14 protein-coding genes are annotated in these 18,327 nt (G+C 42.3%); 6 read left to right on the plus strand and 8 right to left on the minus strand.

Going from position 1 to position 18,327, the window contains the following annotated elements:
- Window positions 1-80: 80 nt before the first annotated feature.
- From D9X91_RS03475 to D9X91_RS03490, 4 genes are all read right to left on the minus strand, one after another.
- Window positions 81-1,631, minus strand: a complete 1,551-nt coding sequence (locus D9X91_RS03475; RefSeq protein WP_121679175.1) for an alpha-amylase family glycosyl hydrolase — start codon at window positions 1,629-1,631, stop codon at window positions 81-83.
- Window positions 1,632-1,658: 27 nt separating this feature from the next.
- Window positions 1,659-2,501 (minus strand): sugar ABC transporter permease, encoded by an 843-nt coding sequence (locus tag D9X91_RS03480; RefSeq protein WP_121679176.1) that lies wholly within the window; start codon window positions 2,499-2,501, stop codon window positions 1,659-1,661.
- On the minus strand, window positions 2,501-3,814 hold the full coding sequence (locus D9X91_RS03485) for a carbohydrate ABC transporter permease (protein WP_325050494.1): 1,314 nt from the start codon (window positions 3,812-3,814) through the stop codon (window positions 2,501-2,503). Before D9X91_RS03485 ends, D9X91_RS03480 begins: the two co-directional genes overlap by 1 nt.
- A gap of 129 nt (window positions 3,815-3,943) precedes the next feature.
- On the minus strand, window positions 3,944-5,212 hold the full coding sequence (locus tag D9X91_RS03490; protein WP_121679177.1) for a sugar ABC transporter substrate-binding protein: 1,269 nt from the start codon (window positions 5,210-5,212) through the stop codon (window positions 3,944-3,946).
- A 304-nt stretch (window positions 5,213-5,516) separates the two neighbouring features.
- Here D9X91_RS03490 and D9X91_RS03495 point away from each other — a divergent pair, with 304 nt between their 5' ends.
- The 5 genes from D9X91_RS03495 (at window position 5,517) to D9X91_RS03510 (ending at window position 11,240) form a co-directional block, all read left to right on the plus strand.
- Entirely contained in the window at window positions 5,517-7,274 is a 1,758-nt protein-coding gene (locus D9X91_RS03495; protein WP_121679178.1) for an alpha-glycosidase, read from the plus strand.
- A gap of 113 nt (window positions 7,275-7,387) precedes the next feature.
- A complete protein-coding gene (locus D9X91_RS22425; RefSeq protein ID WP_158598225.1) occupies window positions 7,388-7,546 on the plus strand; it encodes a hypothetical protein in 159 nt (52 codons plus the stop codon).
- A gap of 228 nt (window positions 7,547-7,774) precedes the next feature.
- The gene (locus tag D9X91_RS03500; protein ID WP_121679179.1) at window positions 7,775-9,121 is read left to right on the plus strand and encodes an MATE family efflux transporter; all 1,347 of its coding nucleotides are present in this window, start codon (window positions 7,775-7,777) and stop codon (window positions 9,119-9,121) included.
- A 383-nt stretch (window positions 9,122-9,504) separates the two neighbouring features.
- Window positions 9,505-9,846: a P-II family nitrogen regulator gene (locus D9X91_RS03505; protein ID WP_121679180.1), complete on the plus strand. Its 342-nt coding sequence runs from the start codon at window positions 9,505-9,507 to the stop codon at window positions 9,844-9,846.
- Between the two features lie 17 nt (window positions 9,847-9,863).
- Window positions 9,864-11,240, plus strand: a complete 1,377-nt coding sequence (locus tag D9X91_RS03510; RefSeq protein WP_121679181.1) for an ammonium transporter — start codon at window positions 9,864-9,866, stop codon at window positions 11,238-11,240.
- A 55-nt stretch (window positions 11,241-11,295) separates the two neighbouring features.
- Here the strand turns inward: D9X91_RS03510 and D9X91_RS03515 are convergent, their stop codons facing one another.
- From D9X91_RS03515 to asnB, 4 genes are all read right to left on the minus strand, one after another.
- On the minus strand, window positions 11,296-12,135 hold the full coding sequence (locus tag D9X91_RS03515) for a phytoene/squalene synthase family protein (protein ID WP_121679182.1): 840 nt from the start codon (window positions 12,133-12,135) through the stop codon (window positions 11,296-11,298).
- Complete coding sequence (locus D9X91_RS03520) at window positions 12,095-13,594, minus strand: phytoene desaturase family protein (RefSeq protein WP_121679183.1); 1,500 nt, start codon at window positions 13,592-13,594, stop codon at window positions 12,095-12,097. Before D9X91_RS03520 ends, D9X91_RS03515 begins: the two co-directional genes overlap by 41 nt.
- Window positions 13,591-15,093, minus strand: a complete 1,503-nt coding sequence (locus tag D9X91_RS03525) for a phytoene desaturase family protein (RefSeq protein ID WP_121679184.1) — start codon at window positions 15,091-15,093, stop codon at window positions 13,591-13,593. Before D9X91_RS03525 ends, D9X91_RS03520 begins: the two co-directional genes overlap by 4 nt.
- Before the next feature lie 285 nt (window positions 15,094-15,378).
- Complete coding sequence (asnB, locus tag D9X91_RS03530) at window positions 15,379-17,229, minus strand: asparagine synthase (glutamine-hydrolyzing) (protein ID WP_121679185.1); 1,851 nt, start codon at window positions 17,227-17,229, stop codon at window positions 15,379-15,381.
- A gap of 170 nt (window positions 17,230-17,399) precedes the next feature.
- Between asnB and D9X91_RS03535 the strand changes: the two genes are divergently transcribed.
- Window positions 17,400-17,960 carry a DUF2777 domain-containing protein gene (locus D9X91_RS03535; protein WP_121679186.1) on the plus strand — a complete coding sequence of 187 codons (561 nt, stop codon included), beginning with the start codon at window positions 17,400-17,402 and terminating at the stop codon, window positions 17,958-17,960.
- The last annotated feature ends 367 nt before the right edge of the window (window positions 17,961-18,327 follow it).

The raw sequence follows: 18,327 nt of genomic DNA on the forward strand, positions 1-18,327 counted from the left end.
CTTCTTCCGCCGGCGATTTTAGCAAGCGGTTACATTACATGTTATACCTCAGGAGCAGAACGCCCCTGACCTACAACTTATCATTCTTTATTCTTATTTTTCTTTTTTCCGCGTTTCCAGGCAAGGTATAGAAATGCCATGAAGGTGATATACACAAATGCCAAAGCTGAAATGAATGGAATATTAAGACCCGTTTTATCTGCCAATGCATAGATTTCGGATTTCTCCCGATCGATGATGATCGTATATTTACCGTCCTTGCTTTTAACTAGGTCGTTATTTAATAGTCCTCTCAGCTCTTTATCGGCTTTCAGGTCTTTTTCAGGAATTTCAATTTTTTGTGTTTTGCTCGTGTTGTTAATTGCAACAACAATCGTTTCTTTTTTGTATTCCCGTTTAAAAACGGCCATTCCGTCTTTTTCATACAACAACTTCATGGTTCCTCTTCTCAAAGCGGGCAGCTGCTGCCTGAGTTCACCGATTTTTGTCATATAGTCGATGAGGTCCTTATTTGCCCGGAAATTCATGAACCGTCTATTATCGGGATCATTCCCGCCATCCATGGCGATTTCCGTTCCATAATAGACAATTGGTATCTCTGGTGTCGTATAAAGGTATGTTAATGCTAGCTGCCATCGCGTGCCAGGGAATTGCTTCGCTTCGACCATGTCCCTGGTAAATCGCTTCATATCGTGATTATCTAAAAAACTTCCCATAAGTTCAGGATGGTCATAAGTATTCTTATTTATATCCCACATCGTAAATAAGCGATCAAGCGAAGTATCCGGTTTGGCGAACGCCTGGCGCAGAGGTCCATTCAATGGATAGTCAACGAAGCCGTCGATCCCTGCCTTTTCGTACTTCTCTATGTACCTGGGATCATCCGACCAGACTTCACCGAGCAAATAGAAATTTTTCTTGACCGATTTAACCTCTTTGGAAAAGTCCTTCCAAAAACTGATTGGAACATGCTTGACGGTGTCTAGCCGATACCCATCGATATCCGTCTCCTTGATCCACCATTTTGCTGCATCAATCAAGTATTTTTTCACTTCTGGATTGTCTTGGTTCAAATCAGGCAAATCATAGATCCATCCATTTTCAAGGCTTTTTTGTCCGTTCCCCAAGATCGGCTTCTTCTCATGGAACCAATCTTTCTTAGTTGGATCATCCAGCCAAGGACTGTGCGGACCAACATGATTCGCGACAAAATCCAAAATGATTTTCATGTTTCTTTTGTGCGCTTCTTTTACAAGCTCTTTGAATTTTTCCATTGTTCCAAAATGCTCGTCAGGTTTATAAAAATCTTTTGTCCAGTAACCATGGTATCCCCCATCTTCATTGTCAAAAATAGGCGTCAACCATATTGCTGTAAATCCCATATCCTTCAAATAATCCAACTTATCGATGATCCCTTGAAAATCCCCGCCTTGATAGGCCTTTGGATCATTCATGTTCACACCGAAGTCATTTGAAGTATCGCCGTCATTGAAACGATCGACCATCAAGAAATAGATCGTTTCGTCCTGCCAATTGCGTTCTTCTTTTTCAACCGCTTTTGCTGTACCACTGTTAAAGCCATTAAAAAGTAAGAATGGGATGAGAAAGATAGGCAACCACCTTTTTCTCATCACTGCCCCTCCCTGCTGTTCAAAATATTATCCCTTCGTTCCACCGGATGTCAGTCCTGAAATCAAGAATCGTTGAGAGAATAAGTACGCTATGGCAATCGGAATCGCAATCAAAATCGAACCAGCGGCAAATCGTGTGAAATTGTTGTCGAACTGCTGGTTGATAAAGTGAAACAAACCGACTGCCAGCGTAAATTTCCCCGGATCGCGCAAGATGATTTGCGGCAAAAGAAAATCAACGAATGGAGCCATGAAATTAAATAGCGCCACCACACCAAGGATCGGCTTGGCAAGGGGCAGCATGATCTTGAAAAATACTCCAAGATGGCCTGCTCCATCGATACGCGCAGCTTCATCCAGTTCACGTGGAATTGTATCAAAATACCCTTTTACCAGCCAAGCATTAAATGGAATTTGTCCCCCCACATAAATAATGATCAGACCAGTCAGCGTATTTAATAAGTTTAACATATTTAGCATGACATAAATCGCTACCATGGCCATTAATGAAGGAAACATTTGCAGAAGAAGAAATGCATATAAACCATATTTTCTTCCGACGAATCTGTATCTGGAAAATGCATAGGCAACAAAGGCAGTCAGCATGACAGAAAAGAAGGAATTTGCGACAGCCACAACGAGACTGTTTTTATACCACAGCAAGTAATCGCTGTGCGGATCTGTCAGCAGCCATTTATAATGTACCAATGACCAGTTGTCGGGAATCAATTTTGCCGAATAAAGGCTTTGTCCTGGATTCAGGGACATTCCGACCGTCCAAAGGAGCGGATAGGCAATTACGATAAACATTACGGCGATGAATAGGTAAATGGATGCTACCTCTATTCTCGACTTTGTTTTTGCAGTCATTAAATATTCCCCTCCTCTTTGAAGGAACGTGTGCGTCTGAACTGGAAGAAGGCAAAGGCACAGACGATGATTCCTAAAATGATCGATACAGCCGCAGCCATGTTGTATTGATTGATATTAAATGTAAGGTTGTATACCCATGAAATAAGGATGTCGGTTCCCCCTGCACCATTCTGGCCGCGTACAGCAGGTCCTCCTTGGTTGAATAAATAGATGATATTGAAGTTATTGAAATTTCCTGCATACTGCATGATCAACAGGGGTGCCGTTGCATAAAAAATATGTGGCATCGTAATGAATCTGAACTTTTGCAGCCGCGAACCTCCATCTACATCAGCCGCTTCATACCAATCTTTTGAAATACTTTGGAGAACGCCGGTGAATAGGGCGAAAACAAACGGGAAGCCAAGCCAAGTCTGAATCATGATCAATGCGATTTTTGTCCAAAACGGATCTTGGAGCCAAGCGATATTCAAATGAAAAATCGAGAGAAGATTACGGTTGATCGTACCGAATTTATCATTGAACATAGCTGCAAAAATCAAAATCGTGACGAACGCAGGCACTGCCCATGGCAAAATTAATACTGTACGGATAAGTCTCTTGAATTTTATCCGGGGGTCATTCACTAAGAGAGCAAGAAACAGACCCAAAGCGATTTGAAGTGTAGTCGCCACAATTGTCCACACAATCGTCCAGGTAAATACACTTAGAAATGTTTCTTTCCAGACACCGATCGTCAAAAGTTTATGAAAATTTTCCAGTCCAACCCAATCAAGCAATTTCCGCGGCGGCGAGTTATACAAATTGTAGTTGGTAAAGGCTAGTGACACTGTGAAGAGAATCGGCAGCACAACAATAAAAAGAAGCATGATCAAACCAGGTGTTACAAATATGTATGGGAATCCTTTGTCCCATGTGTTCCGAAGAGATTCTTTGAAACCAGGGATTTTTGCCCCTCTTCTGATTTTTTCTGCCGTTCTTTTTGCATCAATGACATTAAAAATATAAAGCGTGATGGCAAAGGCTAAGATAATGATGGAAATAAGTCCATAGATCATAAGGAAAATGGAATGATCGACAACCGGAATGGTGCCGAGTGTACGTATTCCCCAAAGACCATAGTTGATAAAATTCCCCAACGTCAGGATGAATGAAACTTCAACGATGATAAGAATAATCCCTTTTACAAAGCGCTTATTATATAGCTGACCAAGCCCTGCGAACAGGATGGAAAGGATCATGGCTAATGCAGGATTATGTCTATTGATGTTCACTGGCTTTTGTGTAGACATATTTATTTGTGAAGACATCGTAAATCCTCCCAAAGATAGAATAATGGAGCTGACTCGGCATTCATGCCGGCCTCAGGCATAAAAACAAGTTTTGGCCTAAGTGGTGCCTGGCTTCGTTGCCTGAGTCAGCCCCAAATTTAATGAAAATTATTTAGAAGATGCAATATTGTCCTTGATTGTTTGTACTGCTTCATCCAATACTTCATCAACCGGCTGGCCTTTCGCTATGAATGACAGCGCGTTATTGATCGGCTCCCAAACCTGCTGCATTTCTGGAGCGGATGGCATTGGTTCACCGTATTTTACTTGCTCAGCAAATGCTGCAATCAACTTGTCGCTTTTCACTTTGTCATCTTCCAAAGCAGCTTTGTTTGCCGGCATTTCACCTGCAACCTCAAAGTAATGCAATGAATTTTCTTGGTTCGTAACGAATTTCATCAAGTCTGTTGCCCATTCTTTATTTTTAGAGTAAGAAGAAAGCATCCAAGACTTGACACCTACGAATGATTGTGGGACTTTTCCATCGATTTTCGGAAGAGTCGCAGTTCCAAGCTTGTCACCCAAAGCATCTTTATAAGTAGCGATATTCCAAGGACCGGTGATAACGACTGCTGTGTTTCCTTTTGTGAACAAACCATTCATGATATCAGGATTTACTTCTACAGGAATGTAGCCGTTTTTGAACCAAGAACCGATCAGCTCTCCGCCCTTTTTGGCTCCGTCATTGTTCAATCCGATGTCATTAACATCATAAGTGCCATTATCCTTTTTAAATACGTATCCTCCATTTGCTGCGAAGAACGGGTAAGAGAAATAGAAGTTAGCTGCTTCCATCAAGAATCCATACTTATCTTTAGAAGCATCAGTTTGATTTTTTGCGATTTCCATCAATTCATCCATTGTTTCAGGCGCTTTATCAACTAGATCTTTATTGTAGAAAGTTCCATAAGTCTCAACAACCAACGGAGCTCCGTATGTCTTTCCATCATAAGTTACGGCGTCGATTGCAGTGTCAACGTAATCACTCTTAGCATCCCCAAGGTCGACTGGGTCCGCCAATCCTTGAAGCACGATGCTTCCAATGCGGTCATGAGGCTGGAAGAATAAGTCTGGGCCTTTTCCTGCCGGGCCATCAAGTGCCAATGTTTTAACCTGGTCAAGCATGTCCATTGGAACCGCTTCCACTTTGATTCCTGTTTTTTCAGTATACTTATCGAAAATATCTTGAAGCGCTTGTTTTTGTTTGTCCTCATTATTGACCCAAACAACCAGTTTGTCTGGCTTTGCCACATCTTCTGTTTTCTTTGTTTCCTTTGGCTTATCTGCTGTCGCTTCCGTATCGCGCTTCGGACCGCAAGCTGCCAAAACACCCATTACGAGAACAAGAGCCAATACCAATGATAAAACTTTCTTCATTCAAGACCCCTCCTGGTTTTATGTAGGCTTTCACCTTTTCTTTTATTGTGCAACCGCATTCTGTAAAAAATAGAATGATGATAGAATAGTAGGATAACGCTTACATTTTTAGTGAAAACGATTGCACAATCTACTATTATTATATCGCCTATTTTTATTTTGACAACTAAAATTTTAAATATTTTTATAACTTTTTACCCAATAAAAGAAAACGCTTTATTTTTGTCAATGTTCCGTTGACTTTGCATGAGGGTTGGAATAACCTTTAGTTTATAATCATACCTTTTAAAGGAGTGAACATGCTTTGTTGAGAGAAGCCATTTACCATCGACCCAAAGATAATTATGCATACGCTTGCACTGAAGAAGAATTACATATCCGTATAAGGACCAAAAAAAATGATGTCCCTTCTGTCAAACTATTGTTTGGCGATCCTTACAATTGGAAAGACGGCGAATGGGTATTCGAGACCAAGGAAATGTCGATCAGCGGGAGCGACACTCTCTTTGACTATTGGTTCATTGCAATAAGTCCGCCTCATCGCAGGCTGCGATATGGATTTGTCCTTCAGGATGGAAAGGAAGCAGTATATTTAGGAGAAAAGGGATTTTCGGATGAAGCCATCAATGATACAGCATTCTACTTTTGCTTCCCTTTTTTGAATTCAATCGATGTATTCCAGGCTCCTGAATGGGTCAAGGATACTGTCTGGTATCAGATCTTCCCAGAACGTTTCGCAAATGGAAATCCAGATAACAATCCAGAAAACACATTGGCTTGGGGGAGCGTCCCTCCCAGTCCTGATAACTTTTTTGGCGGCGATTTAGAAGGGGTCATACAGCATATCGATCACTTGAAGACGCTCGGAATAACGGGAATCTATTTCACCCCCATATTCACGGCCCATTCCAACCATAAATATGACACGATCGACTATATGGAAATCGATCCGCAATTCGGGGACAAGGAAACGTTCAAAAGATTGGTGGAAATCTGCCATCAAAATGACATCAAAGTGATGCTGGATGCAGTTTTCAATCATAGCGGCTACTATTTTCCACATTTCCAGGATGTGTTGGAAAATGGACAAGACTCAAAGTATAAGGATTGGTTCCACATACATGAGTTCCCGCTTCAAACTGAACCTGTTCCAAATTACGATACATTTGCATTTACTCCTTTCATGCCAAAGCTGAATACAGAAAACCTTGAAGTAAAAGAGTATTTGCTTGAAGTAGGTAGATATTGGGTCAGGGAGTTTGATATTGACGGCTGGCGCCTCGATGTGGCAAACGAAGTCGATCATGCTTTTTGGAGGGAATTCAGAAAAGAGGTTAAAGCAATCAAGCCTGATTTATATATTTTAGGCGAAATCTGGCACGATTCCATGCCTTGGCTTCGCGGGGATCAATTCGATGCCGTAATGAATTACCCATTTACGACAAATGTATTGAATTTGATGGCAAAGAAAGCCATCTCCCCCGCTGAATTCGTCGAAAATATGAGCAGCGTCCTTCATATGTATCCCAAAAATGTGAATGAAGCGGCTTTTAATTTACTCGACAGCCATGATACGCCGAGGATTTTGACTGAATGCGGCGGTGACACTGAGCGAATGAAGCAAATTTATTCATTTATGCTCACCTTCATCGGCACCCCGTGCATTTATTACGGCGATGAAATCGGTATGACCGGCGGTATGGATCCAGGCTGTCGGAAATGCATGGAATGGGATGAATCCAAGCAAGACAAACACATCTTTTCCCACTTGCAAAGACTCATCGCTTTAAGAAAAGAGGAGCGATTATTGGCCAATGGAGGAAATCTATCATTCCTCCCATCCGACTATCATGAGAAATGCATTGCATACACGAAATCCAATGGTAAACAAACCTTATTGATCATCTTAAATATGGATGATGCAGCTACTTCCTTTAAGGTTCCATTTGATATTGACACTGAAACAATATCTGATATTTGGAGCGGTACCGAAATCGAGCGTGAGGATGACGGCTTTTCAATCGAGCTGCCGGCAAAAGGATTTGCCATCCTTTCATTTTAACTGTCTATCCTGAAGTCTTAATGGGTATTATCCATTTAAGGCTTCTCTTTTTGTATGGGCTCTTTTCGAAAAGTTTGTGCTATTCAATAAAGGTTGTGCAAGGTTGATATCCGTTGCAGGATGTGAGGTCGTTCGATGTTGGCACAGGACAAGGAAAGCTTCGAGGGGTGCCGAACTTAATCGAAAAGCAGCCTTACATCTCCTTGCTTCACTGGTGGTCTCTATTCCCTCCGGAGTATCGCAGCTTCCGCGCCAATCAACTCCTTTATTGATGATTTTCTTCAAAAACATAATAAAATAAAACAACTTTTCAAAGAACAGCCTTAGTGTACTACCTTTAATCAAAGGCTCTGTTAAACACCGCTGTTGATTTCCACGCAAGTCTTCGCTTTCCGCGGGTGGGTCGGGAGTCTACGACTTGGCACTCCAATCAACAGCTTGAAACAGGCTAAAATCAACAATAAATTTCAACATAGCCTAATCAAAAGGGAGATCATTTAATGAATAACACCAGAAAAAATCTTACATTGTTTTCATTGACTTGGCCGATATTCATCGAAATCATGCTGCATATGCTAATGGGAAATGCAGATACCCTCATGCTCAGCCAATATTCTGATCAGTCGGTGGCAGCGGTGGGGGTGGCAAACCAAATCCTTTCACTTATCATCGTCATGTTTGGATTTGTCGCCACCGGGGCAGCTATCCTCATTGCCCAAAATATCGGAGCAGACAACTGGAAAACAGCCAATGAAATCTCTTTAATGTCATTGGCGGGCAACCTTGCATTTGGAATCATCTTAAGCGGTGTTCTATTTATTTTTAACAAAGATTTGTTAATGTTAATGGATTTACCTGGCGAATTGATGGCGGATGGCTCATCCTATTTATGGATCGTCGGTGGTTTCTCATTCATACAAGCTTTGATCATGACTGCCGGCGCGATCCTCCGCAGCTACGGATATACGAAAGATGCAATGTATATCACCATAGGAATGAACATTTTAAACATCGCCGGAAACTATTTATTTATTTTCGGGGGATTCGGTGTCCCAGTTTTAGGTGTAACCGGGGTTGCCATTTCAACTACCGTAAGCAGATTGATTGGTTTCATCGTCATCATGATCGTACTAATGAAAAGGATGCCCACCCCTATGCCTTTCCGCCAAATCTTAAAGCTCCCTTCTGCACATATGAAAGACCTTTTGACTATCGGGATTCCATCGGCAGGAGAGGAATTATCCTATAATGCCTCCCAAATGATGATCACGTTCTTCATTACGATGATCGGAACGGAAGCTTTAACGACAAAGGTATATGCACAAAATTTAATGATGTTCATCTTTCTGTTCAGCGTTGCCATCAGTCAAGGTACGCAAATACTCGTCGGACGGCATGTAGGGGCAAAGCAATTCAGCGAGGCATATAAACGATGTTTAAAAAGTTTGAAGATCGCAATATTCATTTCATTGGGAATGGCGATTATTCTTTCGATCTTTTCCAAGCCCCTCTTGGGGATATTCACAACAAATTCTGCGATAATTGCCGAGGGATCCACTTTAATTTACTTGACGATCTTATTAGAACCTGGACGATCGTTCAATCTCGTGATCATCAATTCGCTCCGCGCAGCAGGCGACGTCCGCTTCCCGGTGTACATGGGGATCTTATCCATGTGGGGGGTTAGCGTCACTATCTCTTATTTTCTCGGAATCTTGCTTCATCTTGGTCTCCTAGGAATCTGGATCTCCTTCATTGCCGACGAATGGCTGAGAGGGCTCCTGATGCTCAAACGCTGGAAATCAAAAGCGTGGATGAATATGTCCTTTATGAATAAAGTGTCCTGAAAATAAAAAGTGTCCTTAAATATTATTGATTCTAACCTGCTTTTTAAAAATCTCCATTTGATGTTGATTTCCGCTGCAGGGTGCTGTATTTCCAAGGGGCGGTCGGGGAGACCCCCCTACAAATCAACATTGTAAGCCTTTTGATGAATAGCAACAAACTATACTGAAAAAGCCAAATAAAAACTCTCGGCATTATGCAGGGGTGCACATTGGTGCCTGTCACCAATGGGGCACCCCTTTTTTCCCCATGTTACATTTCCTTACATTAAATTTAAATTTTTTGAATTTTCCACTTGAATTTTTATATTTTTCAGAATATTATTATGAATAAATAATCTTCATGTCATAAAACATAACATGAAATTAAGGGAGGAGGAACAGATTTGAAAAAATTAGAAGCTATTATTAGACCAGAACAATTCCAACACCTAAAGAACGGATTGGCTTCGCTCGGCATTAGCGGCCTCACCGTCTCAGAGGCAGCAGGATGCGGTAAGCAAAAAGGAAAAAAAGGGTTATTCAGGGGGACTTCTTTTGAAATACAATTGGTTCCCAAAGTAAAGGTTGAAATGATCGTAGAAGATGAAAAAATAGATCCGATCGTAGACATCATACTTGAAACCTGTTCAACATCAACGGTAGGAGATGGGAAGATATTCATTTTCCCAGTGGAGGAAGTCATTCGAATCAGAAGCGGTGAACGAGGCAGTGAAGCCATATTATAATTTCAGGAGGCTATGAAATGTTTAAAAAAACAAGTCTAATTTTATGTTTAAGCCTAGGAACGAGCAGCGTCGCAATGGCTGCAGAGCCCACAACAACCGAATTGAAAACTTCCATCGATATGGTCTGGGTGATGATGTCCGCTATTTTAGTATTTTTTATGCATGCAGGCTTTGCAATGGTGGAAACCGGCTTTACACGTGCGAAGAACACCTTGAACATCCTCATGAAAAACTTCTTGACTGTCGCCATCGCCTCGATTCTTTATTATTGCATCGGCTTTGGCCTCATGTTCGGGAAATCCAGCCATGGCCTCTTCGGTACTGATGGTTTTCTTTTATCAGGCAGGACCGACCTGGGATTCTTCATGTTTCAGACGGTATTTGCCGCTACCTGTGCCACGATCATCTCAGGTGCTGTTGCGGAACGTATGAAACTATCAAGCTATTTATTGGTGACCGTCGTTATGACAGGATTGATTTATCCGATCATCGGCCATTGGGTTTGGGGAGGCGGGTGGCTTTCCAAACTTGGATTCATCGATTTCGCCGGTTCATCCGTCGTTCACTTGACAGGTGCCGTCGGATCGCTTGCCGTCATCCTATTTCTCGGACCGCGCATCGGAAAATATAAGGACGGAAAAATCAATGCCATCCCTGGACACAATATTCCAATGGGTGCGCTGGGCGTATTCATTCTATGGTTTGGCTGGTTCGGCTTCAATGGGGGAAGCACGCTTGCTGCAGATCCCTCATTAGTGCCCCATGTACTGGTTACAACCTTATTCGCTGCATCTGCCGCGCTGCTTTCATCGGCATTTTACTCTAAACTGCGCTTCCAGCGGATCGATCCTTCTTTGACACTGAACGGTGCACTTGCAGGTTTGGTCGGGATCACAGCCGGATGTGCCAATGTCTCCCTCACAGGTTCTGTCTTGATCGGACTGATTGCAGGGGTGATCATGGTTGAGGCGGTTTGGCTCATTGATTCAAAACTAAAAGTTGATGATCCGGTCGGTGCTACTTCCGTACACGGGATTTGCGGAATTTGGGGCACACTTGCCGTTGGTTTATTCGATACACAGAATGGACTTTTATACGGCGGAGGGAGTTCACTGCTGGCAACTCAGGCGATCGGTGTCCTTGCCGTGATTGTTTGGACATTTATTACAGTCGGAGCAGTTGCATTTGCCTTGAAGAAATTGTCCGGCATCCGTGTCTCTTCAGAGGAGGAAATATCCGGTTTGGACTTTGCCGAACATGGATCAAATGCCTATTCCTTAAGGGAAGCAATCCTCCCGGATTTATCAGAATCAGCCGGAAGCCCAACCTTTGGAAAAGATTTAGTGGAGCGGTTGAATAGTTTAAGTGTTTCAGAAGTAAATAAATCATCATAAAGCAACAGGGGAATTCCCGCTAATGGGAACTCCCCTTTTTTATGAAAAATCTTCGTTAAATCATCGCCATTATCTTGGTTTTCTCTTCATTTGAAACAGATTGCTTCTCCTTAAATACCTCGTATTGGCTGATCCTAATTTGATCAAGAATGGCACGATACAATAAAGCGGCCCCTTTAACAGGAATCCGGGAATCCAACGGGTACAAATGCATGGTAGACAGAGCGAGCTCATAATAACGCTCAGCCTTCACCGCCAGCTCCTCCCAAACTGCAATAAAAGAAGAATTCATTCTATGAAGGTGTAAATCACTCATGGAATAATGGTGCTTATCCATCAATTCAGCCGGAAGATAGCACCTCCCTTTTTCCAAATCCTCTCCAACGTCTCTTAAAATGTTCGTGATTTGCATTGCATAACCTAAATGAATGGCATCCTGCTTTAATTGATCTTGCCGTTCAGGGGCCAAGACCGGCAAAAGCATCAGTCCTACGGAACTTGCTACGTGGTATGAATAATCAAGGAGGCTGCTCACATCTTGATAACGCCTTCCCTCCAGATCCATCTTTTGCCCCTTGATCATTGCCAAGAATGCAGATCGATCCATATGGTAGTTAGAGAACACATCATGAAGAGCTACCCATAAAGGGTCATCAGTAGAAAAGCAATGATTCATAAACGCATGAAATTCAGCTTCAAATGCTAACAACCCCTTTTCCGGATAAAGTCCTTCATCCACGATGTCATCCACTTTCCTACAAAAAGCGTAGATGGCCCACACGGCGTTTTTCTTTTCCCGAGGCAGCAAGGAAAATGCTTTAAAAAATGTCTTGGAATGTTTTCTTATGATTCCTTCACATATTTGATATGCGGTTGAAAGTTCCAGCACTTGCATTCACACCCTTCTTTTCAACGTGTGTGTCCATTTCCTTACGGATCGCATCCACCAGCATAGACGCACCTTGCATGACAATTGGAATCCCTCCGCCAGGATGAATCGAAGCTCCGACAGCATAGATATTGTTTTCTTTAAAAGGTTTGATTTGTGGCCTGAATGGACCTGATTGAAGCAGTTCCGGCGCTATGCCAAAACTCCCTCCCTGGTACAACCCATCAGCCAGCGCATCTTGAGGGGTCCTTATCGTCATCCATTCAATTTCCTTGCGAAGGCCAGAAAATTGAGCCGACTCCATCTCAGCAATGATGCGATCGGCAAATCGCTCTTTCTCCGTTTCCCATTCGATCGCTTCGCCTGAAGGAACGGGTACCAAAACATATAGGACCCCTTTATTTTCCGGCGCTAGACTATCGTCAATCAAAGATGGATGAAACACATAAAAGGATGGATCTGAAGGCACATTCTTTTCCTTAAAAATCTCTTTCATATTTTTTTCAAAATCATCACCAATGAAAAACTGGTGTACATTCGCATGTTCGAATTTCTTATTCACACCCATATAAATCAGAAAACAGGAGGAAGAAGCTGTGAAGCGTCGCCTATTCTTTTGCACCATCCTTTCAACTATCGGAAAATCCCCATTCATGATCACAAGATCTGTCGGAAACTCACACCCATTGGCGATGATACTTGTCGCGCGTCCTTCTGTTCTGCATATTCCAGTCACTTCATGATTCGTATGAACACGAACGTTGGCCCGCTTCAATGCCGTCTCCAAAATATCTACTAAATTCGCATATCCACCTTTTAAGTAATGAATCCCGTGAAAGTGTTCACTGAAAGAGACAAGGCTGTAAATGGCTGGGGTCGTAAAAGGATTCCCGCCGATATAGAGGGTTTGAAGCGCATAGGCCGTCTGCATCAGTTTGTTGTCAAAATAACTCTCGAGCTGCTTCATGACAGATTGGTGTGCATTCAATTTCCATAATGATGACAAAGTAGATGGCTTAAAAAAATTCAAGATATTAGAAAAAGATTGTTCAAGAAAAGAAGGTTTTCCAATTTGATAGCGCCGGTTCATGTCTCGCATAAATTTGAGAAATCCTGCCTCATTGCCTGGAAAAGATTCACGGATTTCTTTCAGCTGCTTTTCCTCATCGCTATATTTTGTATAAGATTTCCCGCTGGAAAAATGGATTTTATATAGAGGGTCACATGGAATCAAATCAATTTCCTTTTCCAGGACACCCGCCTTCCCGAGGATTTGCTTAAGCATTTCTGGCAGAAGAACAATCGTTGGTCCCTGATCGATTTTGTATCCCTTATGGTTGACGAATGCCAACCTTCCACCGAGCTTTTCAGATTTCTCAAAAACGGATACTTCAAATCCATCCTGCGCCAGCATCAACGCCGCCAGCATGCCGCCGATTCCACCCCCAGCAACCGACACTCTCATAGGACTTCCTCCCTCCTGTTTTTATCACCGCCTGTCAATAATCCCGTTGTGATGCGAGCTGATTCTAAAATGGTCGGCAGGCCGCTGCCTGGGTGCGTCCCCCCACCAACAAGCCAGCAATTCTTTAATTCTTTAAATTTGTTCGGTGGACGAAGCGCCATCATCTGGGAGAGCTGATGCCCCAAATTGAAAGTTGCCCCTTCATATATAAAGAAATCTTTTTCCCAGGAAACCGGAGAGATGATCTTCTCGAATTCAATGTGATCCTGAATATCCTTGAACTGAGTTTTTTCTTCGAGGGTCTTCAGTACAAGGTTCCTGAATTCTGCTTTATTTTCACTCCAATCGATCCCGCTCATATTATTGGGGACGGGAGCCAAAATATAAAGAGTCGATTTGCCGAGTGGTGCGAGTGTTTCATCCGTTGCACAGGCATTTTGGACGTATATGGAAGGATCTCCGGAAAGAATCATCGAATTCGTGATCTCCTCGACATTCCTGCGGTAATCTTCAGAAAAACAAACCGTATGATGGGGAAGATCATATTTCTTATCCAGGCCTAAATAAATCATGAAGGTTGAACAGGAGTATTTTTTCTTCCTGAGATTTGACTTGCTGAACCGCTTCAAAACTCCATCATCCACTAGATTTGTCATGCTATGGGCAAAATCGCCGTTTATAACCGTATGACAAGCCGAAACCTTGGTGCCATCCTCCAGCAGTACGCCTTCGACAGCCTTTTTCCCATTCAACAATAATTTCCGGACACCTCTATTTAAATGAATTCGGCCACCATTTTCCTCAACAACTTGAGTCATTGCCTTTGACAATCGGTTCACACCTCCAATTGGATGAAAGATGCCGTATTCATGTTCCATAAAGGAGAGGATCGAAAACGCTCCAGGACATTCCCAAGGCGACATGCCCAAATACTTTGACTGAAAGGTAAAAGCAAACTTTAATTCTTCTTCCTGAAAGTAGTCGCTTAATACCTCATAAACAGATTTCCCAAGCGATAATCGCGGCAATGCCTTTAAAACCCTCGGGCTTATATAATGATAGATCTTATCCATCCTGTTTTGTAAAATCGGCTTAAGCTTATCCATTTTCACTTTCGTATCTTTCATAAATTGCACATACCCTTTTGAACTGCCGGGAAAATGTTTTTCCAGTTCATTGATCATTTTCTCTTTCGTTCGGAACATCTTTATGGCTTTCCCTTCAAAGATAAGTTCGTACATCAAATCAAGTTCTTTTAAATCTATGTAATCTGCCAGATCCCGGCCAGCCATCTCAAAGAGCTCCATGGCGATTTCGGGCATGCTTAGGAAAGTCGGACCTATATCAAATGTGAAACCCTGCTCAGTAATGGAACCATTTCTTCCACCGACAAAGGATTGCTTTTCAAAGATATCCACTTCGTATCCTTTACTGGACAATAGCATGCCTGCTGCAAGTCCTCCTGGTCCCGCGCCGACAATGACAATATTCCTCGACATATTCTTCATGCCTCCAAATCAATAAGATGTTAATGCATTTTCCCTTATAGATATATATATTGGACAAGGTTCTATTTTATTTTAAAACATTTACTATACATAACTTATACAATTATTATACAATCCTGTTACATGTTTATCAATTGATAAGTATGCAAAATACAAAAAAAGAAGCATTTTGTCTTGCCGCATTCAAGCAACAGCAATCCAATGCTTCTTTTTAATATGATTGAAGCTATTCATCTAAGGTTGGAATCCGCTGAGATTAAATTCAAGGGAAATTATTTATCTATCAATCAGAGTAATATTATTCTTTTTAAACCATTCATCAATTTGAACCAAATAAGCCAACAGCTGCGGGCCGGTCATTAGCTGGCCATACCATGGTACTTTAAATGCATCCCCGCCGCTCTCGACGATTTGATGAAGCTTTTTATGGTCGAATAGTTCAAAAAGGACGCTCGATTTATTTTTTAGCAGATTGGTCAATTTGCTTTGTACAAGTTGTGTATAAACCGGATGATGAGTTTTCGGATATGGGCTTTTTTTTCGATAAAGAATGTCTTTTGGGAGAACGCCCTCCAATGATTTGCGAAGAAGCCCTTTTTCCCTTCCATCCGCCATTTTCCACTGCCAAGGGATGTTCCATGCATACTCAACCAAGCGGTGGTCCGCAAACGGGACCCTGACCTCAAGGCTTGCTCCCATACTCATCCGGTCCTTTCGGTCAAGAAGGGTCGTCATGAACCAGATCATATTCAAATAGAATAGCTCTCTTCTCCTTGCCTCCAGAGGCGTCTCCCCTTCTAAACGAGGTGTCTCATCCACCGTTTTCTGATAAACGATCTGGACATATTCATCAAGGTTCAGCTTCTCCTTCCACGAATCATTTAGGAGACCCTGCCTCTCATCCGTCGACCTCATCCAAGGAAATGCTTTTCTGTTCAGATCATCTTCCCGGTGAAACCACGGATATCCCCCGAATATTTCATCTGCACATTCACCTGAGAGACTCACGACGAAATCCTTTTTTATTTCTTTGCAAAACCATAGGAGCGAAGAATCTACATCAGCCATCCCTGGAAGATCCCGAACCTCCACCGCTTCCTCTAGATAGTCGACCAGATCATTTTGGGAGATTTCACAATAATGGTGGTTAGTCTGGAAGGATTTAACCATTTGCTCGATCCATGGCCCATCCGAATTTGGCTGAAAAGCGTTCGCCTTGAAATATTGACTATTTCCTTCGTAATCAATGGAGTAAGTATGAAGCGGCCCTTTTCCTTCCCTGTTAAAATGATTGGAGGCAATCGCTGTGATGGCACTCGAGTCCAAACCGCCTGATAGGAAAGTGCATAATGGCACATCAGATACCAATTGGCGGGTTACTGCATCCTTTAACAAAAACCCTACTTTTTCCACTGTTTCATCAAAGGTATCTGTATGTTCCTGACTTACTACATTCCAATACCTCCAGATCTTCAAACCATTCCTTGAAACTGTCAGCGCATGACCGGGCCGCAGCTCCTTTACCCCTTTGAAGACGCCATTTCCGGGAGATCTTGATGGTCCCAGCCCCAGAATTTCAGATAACCCTTCCCGATCGATTTCCGCTTTCATATCCTCATGGGCAAGCACCGCTTTAATTTCCGATCCGAATATGAATCCATTATTTTTCTCTGCATAAAAAAGAGGCTTTACCCCCAGCCGGTCCCGCCCGATGAACAACTGTTCCTTTTCACTATCCCATACTGCAAAGGCGAATATCCCATTCAAGTGGTCAACGCACCTCTCACGCCATTCAATGTAAGCATTCAGCAAAACTTCTGTATCAGAATGACCTTGAAACGAATATCCTTTAGAGAGCAGCTCTTTTCTTATATCCTCGGTATTGTAGAGCTCGCCATTGTAGCAAATTGTATAAGTATGATCACCTTGGCTTCTTGACATCGGCTGCTTCCCGCCTTCGGGATCGACAACCACCAGCCGTTTGTGTCCAAAGGCCGCATGCCGGGTAGACCAAATATTTGTATCATCCGGTCCTCTTTTCTTTAACGTATCCGTCATGGTCTTTAATATGTCTGTCCTTGAAGTCAAGTTATGCTGAAAATGAATCCATCCAGTAATGCCGCACATAGCATACACCCTTTCTAAATGAAGTCGGCTGAACATTAGGCATGATTTATCATATGCCTTGATGAAAAAATAGTTATTTGTCCGAAAAAAATAACAGGGGCTTCCTGTATGAAATGCAGGGTCTATGTCAAAAAATAGAAATTGAAGATATTATATTGGAGGTTTCTTTCGTGAATCATCAAGATCGAAATCAATTTTTAGAAAAACAAACTCGAGCCTTCACTGCAGGAACCGCTGAAATGATTGACAACCAGTGGGTCTTCTTTGATGAGGAAACCGATGAGGCATCGATGCTGGAATATTATATCGATCATGAAATAGAGGTTTTTCGATTCAACCAATGGGAAAAAGGAAAGCTCCGTGACAACGGGAAAATCAAATTGCCATACGGGACGGTTTCACTTGATCATGCAGCTGCCATCAGGATCAGAAAGAACTTGGTGTTTTCCCTGGAAATGCTGTTGGATGACTTGAATGACGATGCCTTTGTCCAATTCATCACAAGCCTCAACTCAGCCCACTTTTCCATTTACGACTGCATTTACTGCCATAATCATCTTTCGTTTTTAAGTAAAGAAGGTCGCAGGGAAGGCGTCAACTTCCTGATGTTTGATAACAGTGAAAATATTTGTTCAGTCCAGCACCATTTCAGGTACAGCCAAAAGGATCAGGACCGGTTTGAATTGACCTTGAACACAGGAAAACGATTCATCATTGAAAAATTCAATTAAGAGGTTGTTTTATTGGTTAAAAATTGGGGACGCTTCCGAATACGAGGGAGCGTTTTTTTAGTTGAATGGGTGCCTGGTTGGATCGTTAAGGAGGAACGGTGGATGCGAACTTTGTAGACAATTGTAGAATAATCGATATATTGAATTTTTGGCTGATATATTAGCGATTTCGCAGATAAAATCAAATTTTCGCTGATATATGATCTCTTTTCGCAGATACCTGTGGATTAGAACTGTTTGATCATGTTATTTTCAAGCTTTTCAGTTTTTCAAAAGCATTTTGGCTTCATTTTAAGTACAATTATCGTTTGATTGGTCCCTTTTCCAGCTTTCCTTCCCCGTTTTGGGCACGATCCCCCTTTCTCTT

Origin of the sequence: Falsibacillus albus (assembly GCF_003668575.1) — a bacterium.
GTDB lineage: Bacteria > Bacillota > Bacilli > Bacillales > DSM-25281 > Falsibacillus > Falsibacillus albus.